We start from the raw sequence: 26,655 nt of genomic DNA on the forward strand, positions 1-26,655 counted from the left end.
TCATAATGATGAAATACTTTTTAACACTCATTCTACTTTGTGCAAATCTTACGACTTCAGCTTGTCTCGTTCTCCAGAAAGACGACAATGGCAAGAAATCTCACCCAGCAATCAAGCACTACCTTGAAGGTGGAGATAAGAAGCGTGAAATTGTTGTTAAAAATGTGAGTGATGAGACATGTCAGTTCACAATTATTAAGACAGAACTTATCCAGTCTAGAGATGGAAGCTATAGTTACCTCCCTTACAAAATTGGACAGAATATAAAATTCTCACTGGCACCCTTTATGTCTCTTCTTGATGAGAGAGGAAATGAAAGCTTTGCCATTGAGCAAAGCCTGGCCCCAGGAGAAACAAGACACTACGGCCTTCAAATTAATATTCCAGCAGCTCAAAACATAGGAAGCTTTCAGGCCGGTTACAAAATTGATTACTTAAATGGATCAACGTCTTTTATCGTTGGAGAAATTTACTATTCAACGAAACAGACACAGGTATCACCTCAGTTAAGATTTTTAAAATTTGATAAAAGGAAGAAGAAACTTGCTTATGCGGTTGCCAATAAAGGTAATGCATACACTTTCTTTACAATGAATCTGATCTACACAGACCCAATGACTGGCTTTGAATCACGCGGGGTTGTGGATGAAGACCAGCTCTATCTTTTCAAAGCAAATATTAGAAACCACTTACTTCCAGGAGGAAAGACAATTCTTTCGGAAATAAGTTTAAAGTCACATATTAGAGGACTAAAGAAGCAATTTGCAGAACAATTCCCAGGTCAGGAATTCCCTGAGGTGTTAAATCTTACGGCCATTCCTCTCTATGGCATTGACTACGAAAATTGGCAAAATCATAAAAATATACCATTAGGATTAAAATCAGTAATGATTCAAACTAATTAATTTACTTAAGGAGAAGACATGAAATTAATTAAACTTGCAACTCTTGCGACAGCTCTTAGCTTCAGCACTTTTGCAGCAGACTCAACAGCAAATGGATCAATCACACTTTCAGGTGGATTCTCACCAAAAGTTAATAGTGTATCAATTGCATTAGTTGACTGTGGACAAGATGTATCTTTTAACGACTGTGATGCGACACTTGAATCAACAAGTTTTGGAACACATACGCAAGATGCATCACTATCTCTTGGAAATTTAGATGGTGAATCGAATGTAAGGTATGTGAAATTTGAAATCAAATCAAAAATGCTACTTTTCAAAAATGACTACTTAAAGATCTCTAAGTCATTAACTTCATCTGCGAATGATGTATCAGTAGCACTTGAAAAAATGATCTTCATTTCAGCTGGCCTAGGTTCTTACGGACAACAAACTCTTGGTGGCGCATCTTCTAGCTTATCAGCAGGAGACATCATGGTTGATACTAAGAAAGAAATCACAGATGTTGCTTCAGAAGTATACAACTCAGCAGCGGCTAACCCAGGTGAAGCGAACGCAAAAGTTCTTTCAGCTCTAGTTGATAACTCAGCACTTACAGTAAGAGGGATTATTTCTCTTGAAGCAGGTGACGAGGCAACTTCAAGCGATTTTTCAGCAGTGATCAACGTTGCTTTCACTGGTGTTGATGGGAACGAAGCACCTTAATGATTAAAAGCATAACTCTCACATTCTCACTGCTTATTGCTGTTAGCATCTACGCGACTTGTAATATGAGTGGCTCTTTTGGATGTGAGAGTTATACAGATAATGGCCTTAATGGACTTGTCCTCGATCCGTGGCAAGTTTATGAAGGCCGCTATTCTTGTGCATCATGGTTTAGCTCAAACTATGACTACGACATTGAAGATATTAGTGTACAAGCAGGTATGGCCATTGAAATAAGCTTCAAAACAGATACAAGCGATGAACTTGATATTAAGGCCATCACATCTAATGGAATTAGACACTTCCAACGCATCAGAAACCAAGTTGTCTATGATGCTGTGGATGGAGATCGTTGGTATTTGCAGACATACCGTCATACTTTTACAGGAAAATCGACAACACTTAGACAGATAAGGATGAGAATCCCGTCTTTTACTAATATTGATGATTTTGAATGGATACTTGGAAATGGATCAGGTGGAATCTCTGATGGACGCTATCTCCAGTTAAAAGATCAAGCACATTTTAATTATACAATTTCTGAAGAAGACCTATTCTCACCTGTTCCTAAAATCTGGAATCTGGAGCTTGAAGGTGTCTTTGGTGCAAATGATGAGGCCCTAATAAGCTTGGCCCCTCGAAGTATTTCCCCTTTCTACTTTCCAAATTGTGACTCAATTATCGACTCACTTATTGTCGTGGCACCTAGTGAAAGTGGTGGAGATTCATTCTCAATAGAATGTGAAGAAGTCCCTTTTCCCCTCACATCACGCCTTCCTTTTCTTACAATTAAGAATAACACAGCAAAGAGTTATTGCTCGGCCATTAACTTTTCAATACAGACTCGTTTTAACCTATCAATTTCAGATGACATTGAATCAACTAGCTACACTGAAATATTCGATATTATTACTGAATTTAAGTAAGAAATTATTTCAAACAATGACAGCTTCACTTGCTTTATCTTGAGCAAAATGGGATCTAGTAAATCAATTTAGAAATATAAATAAAAGTGAGGAATATATGAAAAAAGTACTTCTAGCTCTAGTATGTCTACTAACTCTTAACGCACAAGCTGGTATCTCTATTGGACTACCTCCAGGTATGAGCATGCCTGACTTTGATGCAATTGAAGAGTCTCAGCGTGTATTTGCAGAAACTGTTGAGGAACTTATGGCAAGTGATGAAGTAAAGGCCATCGTTGAAACAGTTGAAGATGACTATCTTGCTGCATGTATCCCTCAACCGCAAAAGGCATCTGCAACTCTATTTAATGTTTACCTTCGTTACGAATGTGAGGGTGCAACAGATGTTAAGCTTGTCATTGCAGCGAAAATGAAAAAAGGCGTTGTAAAAGTTAAAAACTACAAAGTTAAATTCTAATTTTAAAATATGAAGGTCAGCTAAGCTGGCCTTTTTATTTGCCCTTTTAATTATATTAATGTAATTAATACGAAAATTTACCCAAGGGAGCTACACCATAATGTGGCTGAGAAGAGCGGATTTGGCCGTCAAACCTTTTAACTTGATCCAGGTAATGCTGGCGTAAGGAGACTCAGATGAAAATACTGATATTAGTATTTATTTCCCAACTAACATTTGCACAAACAACTTCGGCCAATAGTGACGATGCTATTTATATTTACGGCCTCTTTGAGAAGAAAGAATATTATAGCGACGCTAATAGTACATCTCTAAAGACGGCCAAAGACTTTTCACAAGAACAATCCACAGATTTGAGTGAATCATTTAAGTCCGTTCCTAACCTTAATATGGCAAATGGAAGCTCACGTTCTAACTTCTTTCAAATTAGAGGAATTGGCGAGAGGTCGGCCTACGAAGGAATATCAAACTACTCAGTAGGACTAATGGTTGATGAAATCGACTATACTGGTGTTTCAGGAACAACAAATCTTAATGGTATTAAGCAATTAGAAGTTTACAAAGGGCCTCAGGCCACACGTTTTGGGCCAAGTGCAATGGCGGGAATGATTCATCTAAAGTCTCAAGACCCGACGCAGGAATCAAAGTTTAAAACATACCTTTCATATGAATCATTTAATACATGGGAAGAGAGCATTAGCTACTCAGGTATGCTTAATCCTTCAACAGGGCTGACACTAAGTCTATCAAAGAGAGACAGTGATGGCTTCATGGAAAATGAATACCTCAAACGCAACGATACAAATGGCCAAGATGAATTAAATATTCGTGCAAGTCTAGTTAAAGACTTTATCGATTCAACTCTTACTTTTGGACTTCACTACTTTGATAAGGCAAACGGTTATGATGCTTTTGTGCAAGATAATGGCCAAACAACTCGTTCAGACAAACCTGGAAAGGATAAGAGTGAAACTCTTGGCCAGTACCTAAAATACGAAAAGGATCTTAGTGCAAACTTAACAAGCACAACAATTCTTACCCACTTTAAAAATAACTCATACTATAGCTATGATGAAGACTGGGGTAATAACCCTTACTGGAATACAATCCCTGGATGGAATGCTGACTACGACTACAATATTGAATTCCCAAGAAAGCGCGAAGACTTTACTCTTGATCAGCGAATCTCATCAAAAAGCAGTACTATCGGTGTTTATCTAAAGTCATCAAATGAAGATTTTAAAGAAATAGGATATGAAGATTCAGCGGTTAGAAAAAGTATCGATGGAGAAGTCGACACTAAACTAGTCTCAATCTATGCCGAACAAACGAAAGACCTAAGTGAAGCAGTTGAAATAAATTATGGTGGCCGTATCGAATATCGCAATGTCGAATTTGAAGCGCAAGAAAGTGGAATAGAAACAAAACTTTCACCAGAAGATTTAATGTATGGCCTAAATATTACACTATCTAAGAAAGGTTTACTTGGAGATCTTGCCTACTTAAAATTATCTAAGGGATATAAGCCTGGTGGAATCAATACACAGTCGGCTGTCCCGGATACACGTAAAGAATTTAGACCTGAGGATCTTTACTCATTTGAACTTGGTCAAAAATATCATTTAAAAGAAAAAGGGATTTCACTAAGTAGTTCTCTCTTTTTCATGTACCGAAACAATGCACAAGTAAAAACATCATTTCAAGATGATCCAATGGACCCTAGCTCATTTACTTTCTATACAGATAATGCGGCAAGTGGTTTCAATTACGGAGCAGAGATTGAAGCGGCCCTGACTAAGACCTATGGCCTAAGTGTTAGCTCGGGACTAGGCCTTCTAGAAACAAGGTATGGTGATTACAATATCGGAACAAGAGATCTCGATGGCAGACAGATGCCTCATGCTCCGAATTACCAAGTAAACCTCAATTTAAATTACAAGTACAAGAACGGTATGTATTGGGATATCAATTTCTATGCATCTGATGATTTTTATTTTTCAAACTCTCACGACTTAAAGTCAACGGCCTATCAATTAGTTGATACGAAAGTTGGTTATCGTTATAAGTCTTTAGATATCTCAATTTGGTGCAAGAATATCTTTGATGAAACATACTCACTTCGTGGTTACTATTTCGCCAATATGCCTCCAGCGTGGCAAGACGACCTCTATACACAAAAAGAGGCACCACGTAGCTATGGCATTAGTGCAAGCTATGAGTTTTAAAGATAGTCTTTATTAATGCCATAGGCATTGAAAATATGATCATCAGGAGTATGACGATAGAGTTTAAGCTTATTTCTCTCTCGATGTTGCGAAATATATTCTTCGTAACAATCATTAGCTTCTAAAACTTGATTCGTGAATATGCCCTGTTGATCAAAAGCGAAGCGCTCAGCACGATATGCGTGTTGGGCGCGGTTTCTTTCTTTTAATTCATAGATTTCATACATTTTAGAAGTCTCATAAGGTGAAAGCTCTTTCATTGGCTCTATATCAAGGCCAAATAATCGTTGAAAGTCTTTAAATGTATTATAATAAATCATATCAACTTCGTATTCTTGTGGAATTAGCTCGTCTAGAGCATGAGTTGCTTCATGAACAAAGAAGTGCGCAACAAGGCCCAGCTCATCTTCAAGGCCAATGAAAATTGTTGGAGTCTCCATTGTGAAATCAAAGAGTGCTGAAGTTCTTTGAGATAGTCCTCGACGTTGCCTTTCATATTGCGAGAGATTTTTGATCTTTAGCTCACCTGTTTCTAAAAGAGGCTTGATCTTATTGATAACATCCTTGCCCTTGCTAGTCGTCGACACTAATGCGAACAAATCATCTAGTTGGTAATTTGTTTTATTTAAGTCGAAATTACGGTCTCCACGTCTGATGGAACACTTTGCAACCTCTAGCTTTTGATTTTGAGAACGATGGCGATATGTAGGATTATGATCGATATCAGGGCCAAATCCCCCCATGCCACCTAGGCCTCCAAACGAAGCAAAGAGATTCAAATTGATAAGTGTTAATGCAAAGTATTTACCCATAATATTCTTCCTTTGAGCACAGATTAACACCTAAAAAACACAGAGTGTCATATTTTGAATATACTTCATTGCTGACTATTAGTTATACATATATCGGATACTTAGCTTAAATAAACAGGCCTAAAACTAGACGAATTATGATGATTTGACTAAAACTATAGAATAATAATTTAACGTAAGAGAGATTTATGGGAAGAAAATCAGCAAAAATTGCGGCCAAAAAAGGCGCAGCAGACAAGGCCCGTGGACAGGTATTCACGAGAGCACTAAAAGATGTATTCTTAGCTTCTAAAAGTGGAAGTGGCGATCCAGAAACAAACTTTCTTCTAAAGGTTGCGATTGATCGTTGTAAGAAGTTTAACGTTCCAAAAGACAATATCGACCGTGCGATCAAAAAAGGTCAAGGTGGAGATGGTGTCGGTTATACAGATATTAATTATGAAGGCTATGGCCCTGGTGGCGTTGCTGTATTCGTTGAAGCTTCAACAGATAATAATACAAGAACAGTAGCAAGTGTAAGAAGTTACTTCAATAAAGTTCAAGGATCACTTGGGCAAACTGGATCACTAGAGTTCGTTTTCAAAAGAGAAGCAAATTTCTTAGTTAACGAAGAAAATGTATCTGACCACGATGAATTTGAACTCGAAGTAATCGATGCTGGAGCAGAAGATATTACACTTGAAGATGGTGTATTTGAGATTATTGCACCAGTAGAGTCATTTGGAGATATCCAAAAGAAACTTCAAGAGATTGGAATCACACCTGAAGAAGCAAGGCTTGAGAGAGTTCCACTTAATCACAAAGCAATTGATGATGAAGACACATTAAAGCAATTTGAAAGATTAATTGATCTACTTGAAGAAGATGACGATGTCGTAACAGTTTATCACAATCTAGAAGAAAGTGAGGAATAGATGAAGTATTTAATTATAACACTCGTCGCACTAATGGCCAATGCTGTTGACTTCAAGGTTGAAAAAGATCTTGCAAAGAACTTATTTCTTTCTCTTGAATCAACTGTAGCACCAGATTGTAGTGGAAAAAAGTGTCTTATCGAGCTTGACCAAATCCTATGTACGGACATATTCAAAAGAACGAAGTGTACAGTTGGTGCATTTTCAAATGGTGATATTCTTGTAAAAACAGTAAAAGGAAATGAGGCCCAAGATATTTTTGATGCCTTATATGATATCAATGAAGCGACTTGTTCTTCGGATAGAAAAACTTGTGGAACTCACTTCTACAATGTAACTTGTGAAGAAAAATCAAGATTAGTTTTCAAATCATATAAATGTCGTTTAAGTGACCTTAGAAAGTAGAATATAGAAGGGATCCATAGGATCCCTTTTTTTATCAATGAAAATGTCATTAAAATCTAATTCCGGCCCCAATATAGAAATTATATCCACTTTGATCAATTTGTTGGGAAACGCCACTTTCATGTGACATCGGAGCGAGGACATAATCTCTTTGCTCAACACCTATTTGAAGAAAGAAATTATCCCAGAAGACGGCCTTGGCCTCAAGTGAGACACCATAAGAGTAACCACCAATATCATTAAAGTGGTTCTCTTCGTATTTTTCACCATTATAATATGTCTTCGTATCTGAGTAGACGTGCACAAGTCCGACACTGGCCCCAGGGCTTATTTCAAAACGAAAGCTAGGTGTATCAACTAAACGAATCGCATATTTCATCCCAAGCTGAATATCATTTAATATTGTTACATTCTTTGCTTCATAGACATCATAGCGGTCATCTTCTAAAAGGCCCCCCTCTGTTACGCCAACATGTCGACCAGACATATTATAGCGGCGGTAAGTATCAGCTAATTCAATACTAAAATTTTGTGTAACTAAGTATTCAATTGTGACTTTATGGCCTTCTTTAAATTTTAAGTTCTCTTCAAGGTAGTGATTAAAGTCTTCATCATATACGTCATAGACGGATTCACCATCTCGCGAAACATTATACGAGGTGTCCATTTCAGATCGATTGAGCTGTGAATAAGAAATAACAAATCGTTTTCGAATACCATCCAGTAATGACTCATCATCTAATTCAAGCTCTTTAATATCAATTGGCTTAAAGATAGCATCGCTATCCCCAACAATTTCATTTAAGTGAGCATGATTGATATTTAGGTTTTCCCCAAAAACATAAGAGCTAAATAATAAAACTGATAATAATACTTTCTTCATATATGGCCTATTTAAAATTAGTAAAATTCTGGAAGATCTAATTCTTCTTCTACATATTCATCATATTCTTGATCACCTTTCTTCGTATCAACTTCATACGACTTCCCAAAGAAGAATTCCTCCATATCAAAGCGGTATTGGTAAGTTAACATGAATTGAGTCTCATCAACTTGGCGATTTCCCTTGCCATAATTTTCATCAAATTCATTGCGCTTAACTTTAAATCCAAAGGTATGCTTTGATTTCTCACTTGGCCTGTACTCAATACCGGCACCATATTCATTTCTTTGATAGGTATAATTAAATTTCTTATCTTCTGTTTTAAAGCTTCTTTCATCACCTTGCTTATAGTAGCCATAGGCCCTAGCACGGCCATCTCCTATTTTAAAGTGGATCTCCCCTGTTGCTTCTATATCTAAGTTAATCGAATCTTGATTATACATTCGCTTATAAGAGCGTCCCAGGTTTCGCTCATCTTCTTCGTTAAACTGATGAATACTCCATGTATCACTGGCCTTAGCAACACCAGAGAGAATAATTGTTGCGCCATCATCGAGAACAAAAGCTTTTCTGATAACTAAGTGAGCATATTGAATACTCCCATGCTGACCGATCGATTGATGAAGTTTCTCATACCTCGCCCCTAAGGCCCTTAGAGCAATCTCAACTCCACCAAACTCTTCTCTTTGATATCTTTTTTCAAACTGCATCCAGTCCAATTCGGAGAGCTCTAACTCCCCATTACTATCGGCCCTAAAGGTAAGAGTAACAGGGCCTTCATCTAGACTTGCGTCTTTATACCAATTACCAAGATTTGTTTTCACCCCGGCCTCAACGCCGTATAAATCATTGGCCACAACAGAGGTTGTGCTTGAGCATAGAAATAGCGTACTTATAATCGTTAAGTTTCTTAGAGATTTCATCATATATTTAACTAAGCAAATAAAGTGCCAATAAATCATGCATATTTATCGTTATTTCTTCTAAAAACTGACTAAAGTCTAGACAAGGGGATTGTTATTTAAACAATTCAATCAGTAACTATCTCATTTTCAAAGGGAAATAATGGCATATACTTTGCTCTCTATATAGCTATGTCTAGAAGTATATATAGAGCAATATTAACGACATTGATGGGCCTATCACTTGTTACACAAGCAGACCCCTATACTGAAATCTTACTTGGTAAAGATGTCGATAATTTATCGATCTACGAATACTATAAAAGGCATCACATCCAAGATAAGGAATCTCTTGTTGTTATTGGCTCACACTATATCGATAGTGACATGCCTATTGCAGGAACTGGTTTTACGGTACAAAGTGAAGGCCAAAAGTTCATCATCACAAATTCTCACTTAGTAGATGGTGATAATAAGTTTTTCATCTACCGTGGGGAGCTACACCCTATTGAAGAAAATAAAACCCTCTCTTGTGCCAACCATGATATTACCATCATAGAAGTCAACAATACAATACAAGAGACCTTTGGTATTTATAACTCAAAGAATAATAGTCTTTATACTCATGGAATGAATAACTCTCCAAGGAGTCTAATTAAAGACGAGTTTACTTTTGGAGAAAAGAAATCAACAAATTATAATAATAGGCCACTATTTGAAAATTTAAAGACTGGTGAAACACTTTCATATATACAAATTGGTAATATGTACGACCTTTCTTGTAATTTTTATCCAAGCTCTCCTGAGCCTTATAAAGGTAACGCACTATTTGTTCCCATTTCTGAAGCAATTAAGGCCATAACGACAGAACCAGTTCCTTACAAGCAAAATCATCACAATCAAATTGGTACAATGAACTCAATTATGGATTTGATCTCTCACAATAAGTGTACAATTAACTTAGACTCAAAAGAAAAGGATCATGAAAAGAGTCGTCAATCATTCATCAGTCGTTCGATTATAACTCCATCAAGTATCGTTCCAGGTATGAGTGGTTCTCCTCTATTACAAAATAATGATTTAAATCAAAGTAAATATGAAATCGTTGGTATTGCAACTTCCTATGATCGTATCATGCAAAAATCAATTTTTTCTTCTCATTCAAATATCAAAGAGTGTCTTAATAACTATATTCAAGGTAAGCGTGGCCACTTAGATAATGTTCGATTTAAGTACTCAAAAGACTATCAATCAACTTATCGACAAAAATCGTCACAAAACCTCATCGAAGAAATACCAAATTCACATGGTAAGGCAAATGGGGACTTAACAGATTCTCAAATTAAGGAACTCTATGACCTATACCTAACGAAGAAAGAGATAAAGATAGATAATGATAACAAGTTCAATCTTAAGACAATTGAAGTCATAAGAAGCTTCAAGAATGACAGCAAAGATCAAACCATCATCAGAGGTGGAAACGGATATGGAAATGGAGGAGGCCCGATTGCGTCAAGCTCTATAAATTTTAGAGAAAGAATAAATATCCCAACAGGAATGGCAATCAACAAAAACCTTGTTATCGGCTTCAAATGTCAGGGACAATCAGACAAGGAAGCTCATGATTATATTTTTGCAAATTGGGAAGGTCTCTCTTATAGCGAAATCAACCAATGTGAAGAAATAGATAAGAATGACTCTATCGACCTAATTTCACTCTTAAAGAAAAGATTAAAAAGTAGCAAGAGTAGCAACAAAGCTGAAAACACGGAAGAGACCTTCTCAATAAGATCATCTCTTAAAATTAAAAAAGATACGATTCTACTTACAATTAAGGGGAAATATCTTAAGAATAAATTTCGAAAGACTGTTAAAATTAATAATGCGCTCCAAGACTTTAGTCCAAGGTTAGAAATAAGGCTCGATGATCAGTATTCGATCATTGCAGATATAAAGGAATTATTCTTCACAGATATGTTAAGTATTTCAAGACGTAGTAGAAACCAAAGACTTGCTGATGCTATACATAGAGACTCTAAGGCCAGAGTATTCTATAGTCTAAAAAAATCAGATAGTACAAAAGGAAGCATTCCACTTATAAATACTTGGGACTAATGAGAAACTCGATCAAGCCTTCACATTTGATTGACGCCGACATCGGCCAGTTAACAAAGCTTTTCTTTGAAGTTGAATACCACAGTGAAGACTTCATCTATATTCAGATCATGATGTCGTACTACCTTAATGACTTAGCAAAGCTTAAGCGTATGCAAGATACACTTACAAAGGATTCGTTCTTCGATGTATTCTTGAAGGCCCGTATCGCAATATTAGAGAACAGATCATATCAAATTAAGAGCATCGATAATTTTAGAGACTCACCTTATCTAGGTGACCTCTTTTTTGCAATGGCACTTATCGCTGCTCAAAAAGAGGATCATTTAGCAGTCAAAGATAATTTTCTCATGGCCCATCATTCATATATGAAAATTGGAGCACAAAAGAAGGCCCTAAATGCACAAATGAATACCATTACAGCAGAAGGAAATATCGATATACGAAAGCGACTACTTTCAAATTATATTGAAGCTCTTGATATACTGATAAAGAGAGGGTCGTTCACAAGTGCTGCAAATATCTGTGTTAATATTGCAGATGAATTTCATAAAGTAGGTGCACAACGAAGCGCTTTTCGCTACCTCGAAAAAGCTCTTAAGCTTCTTGAGGATCAAAATAATACTCTTCAATACGCCCAGGCGCTGACACACCTTTGTGAGACTCAATTCTGTCTTAACCAGAAATTTAATGCAATGAAGACGCTTGAAGAGCTTCATCGTTATGAATTTAAAGAAATAAAAGAATCGACTAAAGCAATTGAAAACCTCTACCTCAATGGTAAGAATAAAATAAATAATGACTCTCTAACAACGGCCTGGAGAATCAGACTAAACAGGACGACAGCAGTGAATCTGTTAGGAGAGCTAAGCGATCAACTCATCCTCCTCCTTGCACACAGGCCTTATCACTTTAGCGAACTTATCGATCAATTGTATCCAAATATAGATGAAATCGATGCAAAGAATCGCTTAACAACACTAATTTCAAGAATTAATAAAAAAGATGATGGATTAATTCAATTTGATCAAGAGGCGCAAACATATACCCTATCTAATAATGAAAAGATAGAGTTTGCCAGTAAGGAGTCAATCAAGTGATAAAGGCCCTTTTAAAAGAAATAGATAAGGATCTATTAGAACACATTGATATAGAGAGTCTGTCACAAGAGCAACTAAAGACTACTCATGACCTATTAAAAGGTGAGAAGAATAATTTATTAAATCGTACGCTTTTCTATCTTCTTTCAGAGAAACTTTATCGTGAGGACTACTCGAAAATAATAGAAGCAGATGTGAATTCTTCAATGAAGGACCCCTTTTATAATTTCGTTTCAGAGTTAATTCAGAAAAAACCTAACCAGGGCCCGTCAAAAATAAAGGGAAAACTTAGTAAGAAAGAAAGTATACTTTTTAATGCTCTAGAAGAAGCAAGATTTAACAGACAAGAGCTTATTTTAATGATCTATGGAGAGGATTGCGACTATCTCAAGGCAGAAACAAGCTTTAAATCACTTCTTTACCGATTTAAAAAGAAGATAGACGGCGAAATAACTATTTCACCAGATGTAATCTATTCAATATCAAGCTAGATACTAATGTAGCAGATTATTTGACGTATCTTTTGTCACTAAATCATGATTAGAATTAACAACAGTAGTAGGAATAACAATTTTAAAAGTTGTGCCTTCATTTGAAGTAGTAAAGTCAATTGTTCCACCTAAGTAATCCACAGACTTTTTAACGATGTACATTCCAATTCCAGTACCAATTGACTTGTCTTCATTAAAGCGCACAAATTGCTCATAAACTTCAGACTTATCATTGCATGGAATCCCTACCCCATTGTCAGCAACCTTTATATAGAGATTATTATAGTCATCATGCATTTCAACATTAACAAATGGAGCACTCTTATTAACATCATAGTATTTAACAGCATTAACTATAATATTACTTAAGATCTGAAAGACCCTTACTCTCTGAGAAGAGTGTCCACGTGAGAGATCAACATCGGTAGAGAATTTGATATTATTTTTCTCAATTAAGTACTCATTTGAAATAACAATATCTGAAATCATTGTTTCAAAATCAAGTTCTTCATCTTTATGGGTAGAGACATCTAATCTTGCTAAATCTAAAAGGCTTGAAATGAGCTCGGCCAAATGCATGACTCGACTTCTAATCTTTTCGACTTTTATTTTTATCTCATCTTCATTAAATCGCTTTGTTTCGATATTTCTAATGATCAAGTCACATAAAATGCTAATTGTTGTTAATGGAGACCTTAAGTCATGTGATGTACGATAAGAAAACTGCAGAAGCTCTTCATTTGTCTGGGAGAGCTTTTTATTTGTACGATCAAGAACTAATAAATCAAAATAGTACATGGCCGCCATCGCCAAAATAAGCAGAACAATTGCAATAACACCAAAACGCGAAATATTCTTAGATATTTCATTTAATTGAGCTTCCTTACTCTCTAATATTCTAATAACTTCTTTAGCTGCAAGGTCTGCCTGGGTATCATCAACTCTTACAAAATTATCTCTTTGTTCCGCCGTAAGAGAAGCATCAAGATTTTTTAATATCTCTAAATTATCTCGATATTCCTTGGCCGTTGAAAATAGATTATCAAGAGACTTTAATTCCTCATGTGATAGGTTATATTCTTTGGAGCGATTATATGCGATTTCAATCTCATTGAACTTTGAGACGGCCTTTTTATAGTAGCTCTCATCATATCTAACGACATAATTTTTAAAATTATGAATTAGACCGTTATAGCCAAAATTTCCAACAACAGACACAAAGAGATCAATACGCTGATTTAACTCAACGACGGCCTTGCGATTCTTATTAGAGAAGTAATAAGCACAACTAATACTAAGAAGAATAAAGGCCAAAACAGATGCCAGAAATAACTTCTTCTTAAAAATATTAGTGTTTATCAACAATTCAACGACCTTAAAAAAACAATCGTATAAATGATAGTTTAAGAATTAAGTGCTGTAAAATAAATCACATAAATTTGAAATATCAAACAAAAGGTAATTAGGAAAAATTTTTGTTAGTAGAACATAAAGATTAACTAGTGATTCTTCACTGACATACTAAAGTTTTTATCTTTATGATACTGGATGACTATTTTGCGCTTCGGCCGTCTAATGATAAAATTAATAGCATATGAAAAAGTATATCTCTTTACAAAATTTAGCTCTCATAATTGCATTAACTCTATTTGCCTTTAAGCAAGGCCCTAGTATCGCAAATAGCTTCAGACTAAAAGAAAAGAATATTTCAAAAAGACCTGTCAAAACAATTGAAGCTAACCCTAAAAGCATACAATTCCCACCAGACAAGAAGGTGGTTACATTCTTTTGGATGACAACATGTACTCCTTGTAAAATTGAAATGCTACGATTAAAGAAGTCAGTTGAAAGTGGAAAAATATCCAAAGGCTCAATCTATGCCGTCAATCCCTTTGAAAGCACTGCCCAGATAAAGAAGTTTCTAAAAAAGAATCCCTATCCTTTTACCTTTATCGAAGATAATGATCTTGGCCATGATCTAGTAATTCAGGCCACGCCTACAACAGTTTTTCTAGACAACGCTAAGGTCAAATACTTTTCAACAGGAATTAGCTTTATGGGGATTTACAAAGCAGAGAATTTTATCTCTAAATAGAAAATTACTTAAGGTGAATTCCTTTTTCTCCAATTAAGACATAATTGAACTCTATTTTTAAACACCTGTTAAATATTTGAACATATAGAAAACGTAACCCACTGTATTTACATGAAAAATATTGGACTCCGCTTTGCTATATTAGTATCAAATAAGATGGAGATTGGTTAAATGAAAAAAGTATTTATTCCTTTAGTATTATTATTTACGACTTCAACGTATGCCACAAAGCTAGAAGAAATAAATCATGCAATTGATCTCACAAACTCGGTAGCAAGCGTCTCAAAGCAGAAGCGTCCGAGGTCATCTATAATATCGAATACACCAAGTTACGATATTTCATTGGATATGAAGAATCTATTAAACTCCATGAAATTGTACAAGATTCAAAAAGAAGAAGGCCTTGAAGATAGAGAAAGAGAAGAATACTTAAAAGCTCTGATTTCAGTGTCATATGAGATTGTTAAACTAAGAAATAAGCCTTCTAACGTTTATGATTTAGACTTTTATAAAATACCTGAAATACTCAACTTTGATGAGAGCTTAAAAAATATTCAAATTGTAGAACTTTTATTAAAGCATCACGTCGACGCCCTCTATAAATCACTAGAAGATGAGCGAGAAGAAACAAATGAAATCATTATGGATCCAAAGGCGATACACGAGATCATGCTACTTTCAAAAATTGCTCAAGATAAGAACTTAATGGAACACGAGAGAATTGAGCTAATTGTTCAAAGTTGGCGAGAAATTCAAAAAAATAAGCAAGTAATTGCATATAACCCAGACAATTATAACAATGAATACGATTTAAACTCTGCCGAAGCATTTGTGACAGAAGCTGCGCTAAATTTTCTCTTATTAGAGTAGCCCCTAAAGCTTCTTTAATTCAAATTCCTGACCTTGCGTAAAGATAAGAGTCTTCCCATTATCTTTGAATTCGAGTTTTATATGGGCACGTTGAAATTTAAATATTGTACTAGAAAAAGCTTCAAAAGGAATCTCGTTCTGGGCATCACTTGATGCTTCCCCTAGAAGAATTCCATTCTCATTTCTAAAAGTAAGCTTAATTGGAAAATCATTACTTCCATATGTTCCATTATACTGATCAAGTATTTCTTTCTTAACTAGGATTGACTCTTGAATGACAGGAATATCAAAATCGTCGCCATAAAATCCGGCCAAAAGAGCAAGAGACATATCGTTAAAATTAAATGACAAGGCATTTGTTAGGTTTACCATAGCAATATCATCTTCAATATTATAGGCAGCGATAGATGCATAACCATCGACGCCACCTGTATGTCCAAAGAAGTATTTGTCAGCATATGGAAACTTCATTAAACCTAATCCATACTCTCCCTCGCCGATAAACTCTTTCATTTTCTTAAGTGAGTCTGCATTAATAAGTCTTTCTTTAAATAGGGCGCTAAGAAAAGTTGCAACTTCTAGTGGTGTGGAAGTAATGGCACCAGCACCAAGAGGAACACTCTGATGGGTATTAGTTGCTTTTTCCCAATTAGCTCTTTTGAAGTAACTAGTGACTTCATTAGATCGACTACTTTTAGCATCATAAACAAAAGTACGACCTAAAGAGAGAGGTTTAGCAATATACCTTAGTAAGTAAATTAGCATACGTATCATTTCCTGCCTTTTGAGCAATATAACTTAAGATGACATAGCCAGCATTTGAATACTCATACTTTTCACCTGCAACAAATTCTAACTTATAGCGATAGAAACGCTCCATCATCTGACTTTCAGATTGGTGAGTTTGAGCATACTCCTTGTAATCAGCAAGATCAGTCATATTTGGAATGCCTGAACGGTGGCGAAGCAAGTCCTCAACAGTGATTGCATTTGCCTTGTCTATCTTTGGATAATAAAGAGAAAGCTTATCAGATAGCTTTAATTTCCCCTCTTCTTCTAACTTTAAAATAATTGCCGCTGTATATATTTTTGAAACAGAACCGATACGGAAAATAGGTTCTTCTAGCTGTTTATCAAAATGATAACTTCTTTCATAAACTGTCTTACCAGCTTTAACTAAAATAGCGCTTCCCGAAGCGACTTTCTTATTTTCTAAGACTGCAAAGAACTTATCTAATTTTTCAGTATTAATATTAGACTCCTGGCCAGATTGGCATGATAGACAAAAAATTAAAATGACAAAAAGAATTGCTTTTATGATGACCTCTATTGAATTGTAATGACAACACTATATCGGTCTAATTTATTTGTTCTTTAAACAATATCAGTATAGAGAAATCAATATATCAAAGAGATGTCATTAAAGCTCGAATGATTGAATCTTTAAAAGCATGAAACCCCTTATGATATCTCCATTTTGAATGATAGATCATAAAGATATCTTTTTCGACATTAAAGCGAGGGTGTTGTCTGAAAAGGCCCATTGAGTCACCGATAAAAACAGGCAAAATACCATGAGCACTTTGATTACATATTAAATTTCGGATAAAATTAACACTATTTGAACTTACGTACTTATTAGAAAAATGAGTATTTAAATATTCTCTTTGCTCAAAACTATAAAAACTCTCAGCAATATCAGCTGAAAAATCAACAAAAGGCGAATTTTCGCTTAGTCTTTTTGACTTAGAGAATATACCGTATTTCATAGAGCCAATTTTTTTTGATATAAGACTATTTTCAGAAGATGGCCTCCCTAGCCTTAATGCGATATCGGCCTGCCTTTCAAATAAACTTTTATTCTCATTCGAAATATTGATCGAACAATTAATCTTTTCGTTATGAGAAAGGCGTTTAAGGAAGTCACTATTAATGAGTGAAAACGCTAAACTCTCCACTGTAGTAAGATTAAATTGAATAATTCCATCTGAGTTATCGTTAATTAGCGAATTAATATCACGACTCATTTGCTGAGCGACTTCTGTTATCTTCAAACAATATTGTGTAGGCATCATTTTTCGATCTTTTCGAGTAAACAGTGATTTACCAATCTCTTTTTCGAGACCTGTAAGTCGTCTCGAAATCGTTGAAACATCAACATTTAAATCAACAGAAGCAGCAGTCAAAGTACCGTTCTTGGCCACAGATAAAATAAGTTTTAAATCGTTCCAATTTTCCATACTTGTATTTATACAATATTAATTTGCACAGACGCAAGCCTCCTTCAACTAATTCCATGCTAATTTATTATAAAAAAGGAGAACTATGAAAATTATTATTTTAACTATCGGAGTATTATATATGGCAACTCAAGCAAAGGCAGACTTCTCGAAGAATATACCAAAGAGACTTGTTGAATTCACATCATAACCAAAGAAATCTACTATTACAGCAAAAGATAAGGTGGCGCTCGTTATCATCGATGCTCAAAGGGAATACACTATTGGAAAATTGAAATTATGGGAAATGGAAAAATCAATAAAGGCTTCTGAAAAAGCGCTCAAAATAGCAAGAAACTATCATATTCCCATTATCCATATTCAGCACAAAGGTAGCGAGACCTCTAAATTATTTAGAATTGGTACAAAAGAAATGGACTTTATTCCAAGGTTAGCTCCAGTTCATAACGAAAAAGTCATTCAAAAAAGCCTACCAAATTCATTTGCAAAAACAGACCTTCATAATTATTTGACAAAATTGGGCATAAAAAAAGTAATCTTCATAGGTTATATGACCCATATGTGTTTAAGTTCAACAATCAGAGCGGCCCTCGACTTAGGCTATCAATCCTTCACCTTCGTCCAGACAACAACAACTCGTGACTTGAGAGTAAAAGGTGAAGTCATACCAGCAAAAACGATCAGAGATTCAGCATTGGCAGAGTTAGCCGACCGCTTTGTCACTATTCTAGAACTGAGGAAATTTGAAATGATTTTAAAGCAAAAATAATTAACTAGCATAAATAACTGTAATTATATAAACCCAAGAAAAAAGTTAAATGCACACATAGTTTTATTTTGACAGACTGCTTAGAAATCCGTACTAAATAATTCTCCAAGCAAAACTTTTTTCTTGGAGAACCTAATGAAGAATTCCCTACTTCTACTTATTTCACTTGTATTTACATCTAACACATCATTCGCATCTTATGACGGATACGATGATTACTATGGCGAAGACATTAACACAGTTGTCGAAACGATAACTTCTTGTCACTACAGTAATTTCAACAAAAAGCTTGTCATTAAAAAAGTGTACTCAGATGTATCTGGAGAAGCTCTATTTAACGAAATTTCAATTGATGGTAAAGCACTTGAAAAAATTGACTACAAATTCGAAGCAAAGAACTTTGTCGACCCATTAACTAACTTATCAAAAGCAGGATATCTTCTAGAACTAAGTCATCAGTCGGCCGACAAGTCTTCGACACTGAGCCTAATTGCATCAAGCTTAGATGCTCACCTCTACAACCCAGATTGGGAGAGCTATGATCTTAGAGGAACACTTAAAATCTCATCAATTTACAATAAAGAAACAACTTATGTTACTCGTTGTAGCATCGAATCAGAAGTTCGCTACGGGACACAAGAAGAAATTGACGTACTTTTTGAAAACTTTGATTACGATTCTTATAACGACAGAAGATAGTAGTCACAATGCTTAAATATATCATTCTAACGATATTTATCACATCAATGTCGAGGGCCACGGTCCTCGACAAAGATGCTTTTCTCAACTGGGTCAAATCAAATGACTTTCAAACACTTACACAAGTTATTGAAAGTATCCCGGAGGAAGACTATCAAAATATGACATTGGCCTATAAGTCAGGGGCGCTTCTACCAGCAGCACCAAATAAGCTAAGGCCTGTGATTTGGAATGAGAAAAATTCATTTGTTATTACCTTTTCAACATTTGAAGCAGATCAACACGAAGAAGATTCAATTGAGGCCATCGCTTGGAATCAAGAAGAGCTTCGCTATGAGCTTCTCGTCCTTGATCTAGAGAATAAGAAATGGCTTATCAATCAAGCGAAGTGTCTAGAGTGTCACGGACAGCGCCCAAAGCCACTATGGGGAGAATATCCGACATGGAACGGTTTTATTGGCCAACGAAATGACTTAATGGGTATTAGAGATCGTAAATATGTGAGTAACTTTTTAAAGAGTTCAGAGTCTCGCGGCGAGGCAGTAAGAAGAAAGATTAAACGCGAAGGTGCTCCATTCCCATTCAGAGTTGCCACGAAAGAATACTTTGACCACAGAGAACACTCGCAGGCCGACCACAGGCCAAATATGCGCCTTGGACAAGTATTTGCCAGACATCATGCCCTTTCTCTTTTTAATGATCTAAAAAAGGCCCTAACACAAGAAGAGCTTAAAAAGCTCTTTTCAATAATCCAATCCAAGAAATACTGGCTCAAAGACACAAAGCTAGAGTTCTATTTTAACAAAGCAGGCCTTACTCTATCTGATCTGGACATTGCTCAAGTTGCCAATCAAGAAATAAAGACGACATGGGAGCATATCTATTTTGATGGAGATGCAGAGATTCTAGAGTACCTTACATGGCAATATTTAAATGATTCAAAAATGACCCTAGGAAATGAAGTTTCATTAGAGAAAAAGTATCCTTTTCACTTCCAAAATAATCTGGATGTAAAAGAGACAATCAGCCTATTCGATACAATTACTAAATGGATACAGCTTGACTTTGAAATGACAGACAGAAACAAGAAGAGAAAGCGCCATCGTGTTGAATAAGTTAATTGAAAGCAATGTGTTTTCATTAACTTAGCTCTTATCATCACCATTAAGTAAGAAATAAATTCACGATTTTCAAAAACGTCACCTCATGTAAATGAGATAAATTCTGATATCCATTACCTTGCCTCCATAACAAAAAACAAAATAAACAAATAAAAATGGAGATGAGAAATGAAAAAATTAGCACTTACTTTATCGCTACTACTGGCAACTCAAACTTTTGCCTTTAACTGTAAAAATGAACTAGCAAGAGATATTCAAATTAGAACTAAATCAACAAGCTATCTTCCATCAAAAATCCCTGGAGAGATGATTAAAGAATGTTTCTCAAAGCAGAAGAATTTAAAAGAGAATCTTATTTATTGTGGTTTTGCTGCCTATATCCCGGGAGCGATTATTGGAGTCTCACTAGGTGCTGGTTTACCAATTCTTGCACCAATTTTTGCAGGATTCGTTCTTGTGATGGAAAACGGAAATAAAGATAAGAATGGAATTTCAGGAATTGATCACAAGCGCCAACTTAAATTAAGTAAGCGTCTCTACAGTGTACTTTCAGGTAACACAAGAGATCTATGGTTAATTAAGAATTATCTTCCGGCCTATAAGCATGTTTCAAATGAAGACTTAATGTCTATTCTAACTAAGATGGATGAAGATGGAAGTCTTTGTAATGGGCCAGGTTTTCGTGATAGAGTTCACAAAATATCGGAAGCAGGACTTAGAGAGCTTGAAAGAAAAAGTGTCGAGGTAGGAGTTAAGCTTAATTGGATGGATCTTCTAACAATTGATGGTGTTGATTCAGTTTTAACAAAAGAATACAAAGAATGGTTTTTATACCGTTACACTTACTTTGATTATACGACTTTTGGACAAGTAATCGATAAGAAGGAACTCAAAAAGGTACTAAAAGAAGAATTTAAGGCCCTAGGTTATCGTCCTAGACACCAAGGTCACTCAAATAGATAATTAAACTAATATATTGGCCCCACTTTAAACTGGGGCCTTTCTTATTTCTTAGCAAGCGAATAAATATAATTCTCAAGGTCTTTAATTTCATTTTCAGTTAAAACATTCTTCCATCCAGGCATTTTCTGTTTATAACTAGAAACAAGTAAGTAGAAATTAAAATTAGGAATTTCTTTAGATAATTCTTGAAGATCAACCTTATCAACACCCCTACCATTTTCACCATGACACTGAGAACACTTATTCATATAAATGCGCCTGCCTCTAAGAACTGATTCGGCACTATAAATACGTGTCACAGGAGTCTTATCCTCACTCTCGGCCACTGGTACAACTCCATGCCTCATGCTCTTATTCTCAAAATGCTGGCGAGATTCAGTGTTAACGCTTGAGCATGAAGAGTAAGCTAGAAATAGCGTAAAAAGTAATACCAAATTCCTCACAATCACCTCTTATTTAACTTCACGTAAGATCATAAGACGACAAGGGGCATGGCCCACCATATACTCGGCAAACGAACTTGAAAATAGCGCAGCTATTCCATGCTTACCTCTTGTTTCAATGATCATTTCATCAATTTTATTTTCTTCGGCATACTCTTTTAGAGCAACCTTTGCAGAACTAGCAAAGAGACATTTTCCAAATACCTTTCCCTTATAGTCTTCAGCGACGATTTCATTAGAAAGCCCCAACAAGAGATCTGAAACTGATTTTTCGATATCTCCCATTTGCCCTTCAAGCGGATAAGAAGCGAAGTAAAAAGTATCGGCATAGACCTGAGTTTCAAATCCGTGCACGAGATGAACCTCATCCCAACGATTCCAGTCGAAATCTTTTAATTGATTCTTATAGGCATTGATAGACTCATCAGTTATATCAACACAAATCATTAGCTTACTCATGGAACCTCCTTATGTTCTTATATCGATATTATCTCTTTATACAATAGTACTCGAATATGACATAGGTCACATTATGAATAAGAAGATCTTAATCTTTATTAATAAACCTTGAAACTGAGTATTTAAACGGAGTAAATACGGATGTCTTAATCCCCGCCTCAAAGAGAACTCTGGCCGTCCACATATTACAAGTATTAAACATATGGTAGCTTCCATTAGCTTCATAAAAGCTATCCTTAACTTGGGTAGAATTATAGTATCCCTTTACTTGAATTTTTATAGGACGTGATTTTTCTAACTTAAAAGAATCTTCTATAAAATTTAATATAATATTCAATTGCATTGGCGAGACTTTAACATCAGATAGTTTATAAGCATTCTTCGGTAAATTTTGATATTGAGTCACGTGCATGACAGATGAGCTAGGGAGAAATAAAGACGTTGTAAAAATAGGAAGCGTAAGATCTTTCATTTCTGGCACATTCAAAAAGAATTCACGATCCCCCCACCCAAATTCAACATAATTAAAATTCAATCCTTCCTCTACTATAAATGACCTCAACTGCGGACTTATTAGATGCATAGGAAGTAGTATGCCAGTGTGTATTGCTCCCTCCACAATATAAATACGATGAACGGCTTCACCTTGAACATCTCTTTGATGACCAATATAGAAACCTGCCACTGTCATCACAAAATAGATAGCGACAAATAGAGCTGGCGGAATTAGGAAATAGAATGGCCACTTCGTTTTAATTCTCATAAGTCTATAGTATGGTACGTCGATACTTTTCGACAAATTAACATCTTACACTAAGAAACGTATGTAACGAGGTCATATTCGCAGAGTAAGATGACCTACTGGCCTCTATTGTTAGCTTACTTTATATGCATCGACTCTATCTATTAATAGTACTAATGATACTAAAGCCAACATACATTAATCATACAAAATAGCTTCTTAACTAACTGAAACTACCAAAAGTAACGACGTACTGTTTATTATAATTTCTTATATTTACTTAAAAGCTCTAGCAATTTCTTTTCATCGTAACTATCAATATGGGCAAATGGGAAATCATATTTTCTGTTATGTATAGTTTGAAACACTAAAGCTTTATTACCGTAAATACTTTTAATAAAAAAAGACTCTAGTTCCTCTAACAAGAAAGTATGTTTTTTAAAAAATAGGCCATTAAAAAATGTAATACGAAGATCATCCACTTCGATATAAATTTCTTTTTTTCCATATAAAAAGATATGAAAAGCTGTTCCTAGCATTGTAGTTAAAGAAAGAAGCGCTAAGGCAATGACAGCAGTTTGTTGAATTCTACTTAAGCTCTCATCATCTACAATTAGAAAACAAAAGAGTAGCAATGTCATGCACATCGGTAACACAAAGACGAAGTATATGGACCACTTTAACATTATAGATTTTTTATAATTAATTCTCATATAAATATCTTCCTAAAAAACCTTCATCTATAGTTTTAAAGTGTCATCCGCACTACCTGTCCTTGCGAAACGAACCTTATCTCCTTCCTTTGAATCAATAAACCGATAACCAACATGTTTTTTCACATAAAAAATATCAGAATCGAACTTTAAACGATAACCACTATCAAGGAGCTTTCTAATCCTGATATTGTTGCCATTCTTTATCAAATAATAAGCATATCCTCCTAAAGTAAGGATAGTGAATAACACAAAAAGAAATCGCTCCGTATTGCTTTTAAAATAATTTGCAAACGGACCTTTTTGTAAAATTTGACGATTATGGCCAGTTGGACACTCTATTTCCCTTTCAAATCTTGGAGAGATTAGAATAATCAACTTTTTATTCATATATTCATCTCATATATACTAAAGAATTCACTCACGACTGATATTATAGGTATTATTACAAACCATAAAAGCCCCCAGTTATTGATGTTCACAAAAAGACGTTTTATCGTTTTATAAAAAAAGTAAGTTTCAATAATTCCAAAAACTATAAACAACCAGAAAAGTAGATTCAAGCTTTCTAAAGCACTTTTTGGTTCACTATAGATGAATACATAAAATGGAATAGTAATAATTATTGGTATAGTAAAATATGTACTGAACAAAATTAGAATGTATCTAATCTTATCTGAGCGAGCTTCCTTGACCCCAGACCAATGAAGATTCTTTTTGAACCACCAAGTTACGGGGTACCACAGAAGAAAGTATGAAATAAAACTGAAAAGTAGCGTGTATGTAAATAAATCAGTCCAACTTGGATTATGGTAATACGTATAAAAAAAGCTCTCTTTATTAAAAGCAAATGGTATTTCAAGCGTTTTAAAGTCAAGCATTCTATTATAATAAAGAATTGCAAAACAATTCATAAAATTGAAGAAATATAATATGAAGCGATTTGGGCCATTGCTATTTTCTTCAAAATAAGAAACTGGGTTAAAATATAGTTTCAGTATTGAATTCGAGTTATTTAACACTTACTTACTCCTACTCACTAAGATGAAAAATAAGAAAATAATCAATTACTAATTTTTAAAATACCAATAAGAAATAAACACATCACTACCTTTTTCAACGATAGTATTTACTTCGAGTCCAGTATCAGAAGCATCTGCATATATCTTACTTAAGTCATATGGATGGACCTTCACTTCTTTATTTGATTTCACAACAACGAAGAGCAACGTTTTCTCTATCGTCTGATTAAGCTCTAACGGTATTGATATACCACGAGAGTCACCAGAGTTTATTTTTTCATAGATGACCTTAGTACCCGACTTATAAGTAAAAGAACCTCCTTGGATAGCAGGAGCCGAATCCAAGGTGTAATACTTCAACGTTTCGCTGTAATCGTTATTCTTAAATGTTAGCTTATGCAAATCAACAGCTTTGCCATTTTTGATCTGTACAAACTTCCCTTGCTGATCCTCACCATCGATAAATATAAAATAGGTTCCATCAAATAAGTTTCGAAGCTCACCATCACTAATTTTCTGAGAAACAGTTTTCCATCGTTCAATTTCTTCTTCAACAAAGCTAATGTAGGCATTCTTTCCTTCAAACTTTTTTGGCAGTTTGACTACTCCATCTCCCCTTATATAAGTCATGTAAAGCTCAGACTTATAATCTCCTTCGCGGTAAACAAGCTTCACATTAGCTTTATCATAAAGATGATTTAGCTTTAAATTAATCTGATTACTTTGAATGCTAAAACCAGCATCACCTAGTATTTTTTCTTCTAGGTATACTTCTATCTTAGCTTTTGAGGTATCAAGCGGATATTTTAGCTCTATGCTTTCTTGAAATGACTGGTTATTAAAGTAAACTATATTTGGAATTTCTTTAAAACCATTTTTAAGATTTAAACCAACATGTTTTTTATAGAAAACATAAGTTTTGCTTAAAATTACTTTATCACCTGTTTGCTTGAATAGCTCTACAACATTTTTCTCTTTTAAGGTGCTGACATCAAAGCTAGGCCTCTCGACTCTTTTTTTGTTTATCTTCCAAATGGCAGTTGCACCATCAAAAAAGCCGTCACCAATATACTCACATGTAACAACATCAACCGTGTCTTCTTCATTACACACGATATTAACAAGTTGGAAGTCACTTAGTTTAACGGCATCAATATCTTTATGATTTGACTTAAGGTCACTTGCTCTAAGCGAAGCACACAAGAATATAAGAAATAGATATAGTTTCATACGTGTACTCATCGTCATATTATGACATAGAAATGAATATATTCAGGAACTTATGAATAAATCAAGTTATGAAGTACAACTAACTGAAATGAATACTAAGCATCTAACTACTGCAAAATTACGACAAGATGATTTATTCTTTCCAAGCAGCATTCTGAATAACAACGTGATAACCATCTGGGTCGACAAATGTTTTCCCTAGTACCTTCAGTTTCAGGTGTCTTTACGCATGACCATGCGTAAAGAAAAAGCATCTGGAAAGATTACTCATATGGTACGTCGATACTTTTCGACAAATTAGCATCTTACACTAAGAAACGTATGTAACGAGGTCATATTCGCGGAGTAAGATGACTTTCTGGCCTCTATTGTTAGCTTACTTTATATGCATCGACTCTATCTATTAATAGTACTAATGATTCTAAAGCCAACATACATTAATCATACAA

At 35.0% G+C, this 26,655-nt stretch carries 29 protein-coding genes and 1 riboswitch; of the genes, 16 read left to right on the top strand and 13 right to left on the bottom strand.

Annotated elements, in window-relative coordinates:
- Positions 1-5: 5 nt before the first annotated feature.
- From ABMA72_RS02335 to ABMA72_RS02355, 5 genes are all read left to right on the top strand, one after another.
- On the top strand, positions 6-905 hold the full coding sequence (locus tag ABMA72_RS02335) for a hypothetical protein (RefSeq protein ID WP_393055854.1): 900 nt from the start codon (positions 6-8) through the stop codon (positions 903-905).
- An 18-nt stretch (positions 906-923) separates the two neighbouring features.
- The gene (locus tag ABMA72_RS02340) at positions 924-1,610 is read left to right on the top strand and encodes a hypothetical protein (RefSeq protein ID WP_393055856.1); all 687 of its coding nucleotides are present in this window, start codon (positions 924-926) and stop codon (positions 1,608-1,610) included.
- Positions 1,610-2,536: a hypothetical protein gene (locus tag ABMA72_RS02345; protein WP_393055859.1), complete on the top strand. Its 927-nt coding sequence runs from the start codon at positions 1,610-1,612 to the stop codon at positions 2,534-2,536. Before ABMA72_RS02340 ends, ABMA72_RS02345 begins: the two co-directional genes overlap by 1 nt.
- Positions 2,537-2,633: 97 nt before the next feature.
- Positions 2,634-2,993 (top strand): hypothetical protein, encoded by a 360-nt coding sequence (locus tag ABMA72_RS02350; RefSeq protein ID WP_393055862.1) that lies wholly within the window; start codon positions 2,634-2,636, stop codon positions 2,991-2,993.
- Between the two features lie 73 nt (positions 2,994-3,066).
- Positions 3,067-3,179: riboswitch (TPP riboswitch) on the top strand.
- Positions 3,170-5,218, top strand: a complete 2,049-nt coding sequence (locus ABMA72_RS02355; protein ID WP_393055865.1) for a TonB-dependent receptor — start codon at positions 3,170-3,172, stop codon at positions 5,216-5,218. Its footprint overlaps the riboswitch before it by 10 nt.
- Here the strand turns inward: ABMA72_RS02355 and ABMA72_RS02360 are convergent.
- Entirely contained in the window at positions 5,215-6,030 is an 816-nt protein-coding gene (locus ABMA72_RS02360) for a hypothetical protein (RefSeq protein ID WP_392860925.1), read from the bottom strand. The two genes, ABMA72_RS02355 and ABMA72_RS02360, sit on opposite strands and share 4 nt — an antisense overlap.
- Positions 6,031-6,218: 188 nt before the next feature.
- On the opposite strand from ABMA72_RS02360, the gene ABMA72_RS02365 reads away from it, so the two are divergent.
- Together ABMA72_RS02365 and ABMA72_RS02370 are read left to right on the top strand one after the other, a co-directional pair.
- Positions 6,219-6,944 carry a YebC/PmpR family DNA-binding transcriptional regulator gene (locus ABMA72_RS02365; protein WP_021266654.1) on the top strand — a complete coding sequence of 242 codons (726 nt, stop codon included), beginning with the start codon at positions 6,219-6,221 and terminating at the stop codon, positions 6,942-6,944.
- A complete protein-coding gene (locus ABMA72_RS02370; protein ID WP_393055868.1) occupies positions 6,945-7,349 on the top strand; it encodes a hypothetical protein in 405 nt (134 codons plus the stop codon). It begins immediately after the preceding gene.
- A gap of 49 nt (positions 7,350-7,398) precedes the next feature.
- On the opposite strand, the gene ABMA72_RS02375 is transcribed toward ABMA72_RS02370, so the two are convergent.
- Both ABMA72_RS02375 and ABMA72_RS02380 read right to left on the bottom strand, forming a co-directional pair.
- Positions 7,399-8,232 carry a hypothetical protein gene (locus ABMA72_RS02375; protein ID WP_392860929.1) on the bottom strand — a complete coding sequence of 278 codons (834 nt, stop codon included), beginning with the start codon at positions 8,230-8,232 and terminating at the stop codon, positions 7,399-7,401.
- 17 nt (positions 8,233-8,249) lie between these two features.
- Positions 8,250-9,158, bottom strand: a complete 909-nt coding sequence (locus tag ABMA72_RS02380; RefSeq protein WP_393055871.1) for a hypothetical protein — start codon at positions 9,156-9,158, stop codon at positions 8,250-8,252.
- Between the two features lie 168 nt (positions 9,159-9,326).
- On the opposite strand from ABMA72_RS02380, the gene ABMA72_RS02385 reads away from it, so the two are divergent.
- The 3 genes from ABMA72_RS02385 to ABMA72_RS02395 are packed head-to-tail and all read left to right on the top strand — an operon-like array spanning position 9,327 to position 12,840.
- Entirely contained in the window at positions 9,327-11,249 is a 1,923-nt protein-coding gene (locus tag ABMA72_RS02385; RefSeq protein WP_393055874.1) for a hypothetical protein, read from the top strand.
- Positions 11,249-12,349 carry a hypothetical protein gene (locus ABMA72_RS02390; RefSeq protein WP_393055877.1) on the top strand — a complete coding sequence of 367 codons (1,101 nt, stop codon included), beginning with the start codon at positions 11,249-11,251 and terminating at the stop codon, positions 12,347-12,349. Before ABMA72_RS02385 ends, ABMA72_RS02390 begins: the two co-directional genes overlap by 1 nt.
- On the top strand, positions 12,346-12,840 hold the full coding sequence (locus ABMA72_RS02395) for a hypothetical protein (protein WP_392860935.1): 495 nt from the start codon (positions 12,346-12,348) through the stop codon (positions 12,838-12,840). The genes ABMA72_RS02390 and ABMA72_RS02395 overlap by 4 nt, the downstream gene beginning before the upstream one ends.
- A 3-nt stretch (positions 12,841-12,843) precedes the next feature.
- Here the strand turns inward: ABMA72_RS02395 and ABMA72_RS02400 are convergent, their stop codons facing one another.
- Positions 12,844-14,205 carry a sensor histidine kinase gene (locus tag ABMA72_RS02400; RefSeq protein ID WP_392860937.1) on the bottom strand — a complete coding sequence of 454 codons (1,362 nt, stop codon included), beginning with the start codon at positions 14,203-14,205 and terminating at the stop codon, positions 12,844-12,846.
- 229 nt (positions 14,206-14,434) lie between these two features.
- Between ABMA72_RS02400 and ABMA72_RS02405 the strand changes: the two genes are divergently transcribed.
- Together ABMA72_RS02405 and ABMA72_RS02410 are read left to right on the top strand one after the other, a co-directional pair.
- Positions 14,435-14,935, top strand: coding sequence for a TlpA family protein disulfide reductase (locus ABMA72_RS02405; protein ID WP_393055880.1), 501 nt, complete (start codon positions 14,435-14,437; stop codon positions 14,933-14,935).
- A gap of 171 nt (positions 14,936-15,106) precedes the next feature.
- Positions 15,107-15,805 carry a hypothetical protein gene (locus ABMA72_RS02410; protein ID WP_393055882.1) on the top strand — a complete coding sequence of 233 codons (699 nt, stop codon included), beginning with the start codon at positions 15,107-15,109 and terminating at the stop codon, positions 15,803-15,805.
- Positions 15,806-15,808: 3 nt separating this feature from the next.
- On the opposite strand, the gene ABMA72_RS02415 is transcribed toward ABMA72_RS02410, so the two are convergent.
- The 3 genes from ABMA72_RS02415 to ABMA72_RS02425 form a co-directional block, all read right to left on the bottom strand.
- Positions 15,809-16,570, bottom strand: coding sequence for a serine hydrolase domain-containing protein (locus tag ABMA72_RS02415; protein WP_393055885.1), 762 nt, complete (start codon positions 16,568-16,570; stop codon positions 15,809-15,811).
- Positions 16,539-17,135: a serine hydrolase domain-containing protein gene (locus tag ABMA72_RS02420; RefSeq protein WP_393057073.1), complete on the bottom strand. Its 597-nt coding sequence runs from the start codon at positions 17,133-17,135 to the stop codon at positions 16,539-16,541. The genes ABMA72_RS02415 and ABMA72_RS02420 overlap by 32 nt, the downstream gene beginning before the upstream one ends.
- Positions 17,136-17,211: 76 nt before the next feature.
- A complete protein-coding gene (locus tag ABMA72_RS02425) occupies positions 17,212-18,045 on the bottom strand; it encodes a LysR family transcriptional regulator (protein WP_393055887.1) in 834 nt (277 codons plus the stop codon).
- 223 nt (positions 18,046-18,268) lie between these two features.
- Here ABMA72_RS02425 and ABMA72_RS02430 point away from each other — a divergent pair, with 223 nt between their 5' ends.
- The 4 genes from ABMA72_RS02430 to ABMA72_RS02445 all read left to right on the top strand — a co-directional run bounded on the left by ABMA72_RS02430 (position 18,269) and on the right by ABMA72_RS02445 (position 21,597).
- Positions 18,269-18,814: a cysteine hydrolase family protein gene (locus ABMA72_RS02430; protein WP_393055890.1), complete on the top strand. Its 546-nt coding sequence runs from the start codon at positions 18,269-18,271 to the stop codon at positions 18,812-18,814.
- A gap of 135 nt (positions 18,815-18,949) precedes the next feature.
- On the top strand, positions 18,950-19,513 hold the full coding sequence (locus ABMA72_RS02435) for a hypothetical protein (protein ID WP_393055893.1): 564 nt from the start codon (positions 18,950-18,952) through the stop codon (positions 19,511-19,513).
- An 8-nt stretch (positions 19,514-19,521) separates the two neighbouring features.
- A complete protein-coding gene (locus tag ABMA72_RS02440; RefSeq protein ID WP_392860947.1) occupies positions 19,522-20,628 on the top strand; it encodes a hypothetical protein in 1,107 nt (368 codons plus the stop codon).
- A 174-nt stretch (positions 20,629-20,802) separates the two neighbouring features.
- A complete protein-coding gene (locus ABMA72_RS02445; protein ID WP_392860948.1) occupies positions 20,803-21,597 on the top strand; it encodes a hypothetical protein in 795 nt (264 codons plus the stop codon).
- Between the two features lie 41 nt (positions 21,598-21,638).
- Here the strand turns inward: ABMA72_RS02445 and ABMA72_RS02450 are convergent, their stop codons facing one another.
- The 6 genes from ABMA72_RS02450 to ABMA72_RS02475 form a co-directional block, all read right to left on the bottom strand.
- Positions 21,639-22,040, bottom strand: a complete 402-nt coding sequence (locus ABMA72_RS02450; protein ID WP_393055896.1) for a c-type cytochrome — start codon at positions 22,038-22,040, stop codon at positions 21,639-21,641.
- Between the two features lie 9 nt (positions 22,041-22,049).
- The gene (locus tag ABMA72_RS02455; protein ID WP_392860951.1) at positions 22,050-22,499 is read right to left on the bottom strand and encodes a universal stress protein; all 450 of its coding nucleotides are present in this window, start codon (positions 22,497-22,499) and stop codon (positions 22,050-22,052) included.
- Positions 22,500-22,587: 88 nt separating this feature from the next.
- A complete protein-coding gene (locus ABMA72_RS02460; protein ID WP_393055899.1) occupies positions 22,588-23,262 on the bottom strand; it encodes a DUF2459 domain-containing protein in 675 nt (224 codons plus the stop codon).
- 239 nt (positions 23,263-23,501) lie between these two features.
- The gene (locus tag ABMA72_RS02465) at positions 23,502-23,882 is read right to left on the bottom strand and encodes a hypothetical protein (protein WP_392860955.1); all 381 of its coding nucleotides are present in this window, start codon (positions 23,880-23,882) and stop codon (positions 23,502-23,504) included.
- A gap of 99 nt (positions 23,883-23,981) precedes the next feature.
- Positions 23,982-24,344: a hypothetical protein gene (locus ABMA72_RS02470; protein WP_392860957.1), complete on the bottom strand. Its 363-nt coding sequence runs from the start codon at positions 24,342-24,344 to the stop codon at positions 23,982-23,984.
- A gap of 680 nt (positions 24,345-25,024) precedes the next feature.
- The gene (locus ABMA72_RS02475) at positions 25,025-26,206 is read right to left on the bottom strand and encodes a hypothetical protein (protein WP_392860958.1); all 1,182 of its coding nucleotides are present in this window, start codon (positions 26,204-26,206) and stop codon (positions 25,025-25,027) included.
- Between the last annotated feature and the right edge of the window lie 449 nt (positions 26,207-26,655).

Origin of the sequence: Halobacteriovorax sp. CON-3 (genome assembly GCF_043196995.1) — a bacterium.
Taxonomy (GTDB): domain Bacteria; phylum Bdellovibrionota; class Bacteriovoracia; order Bacteriovoracales; family Bacteriovoracaceae; genus Halobacteriovorax_A.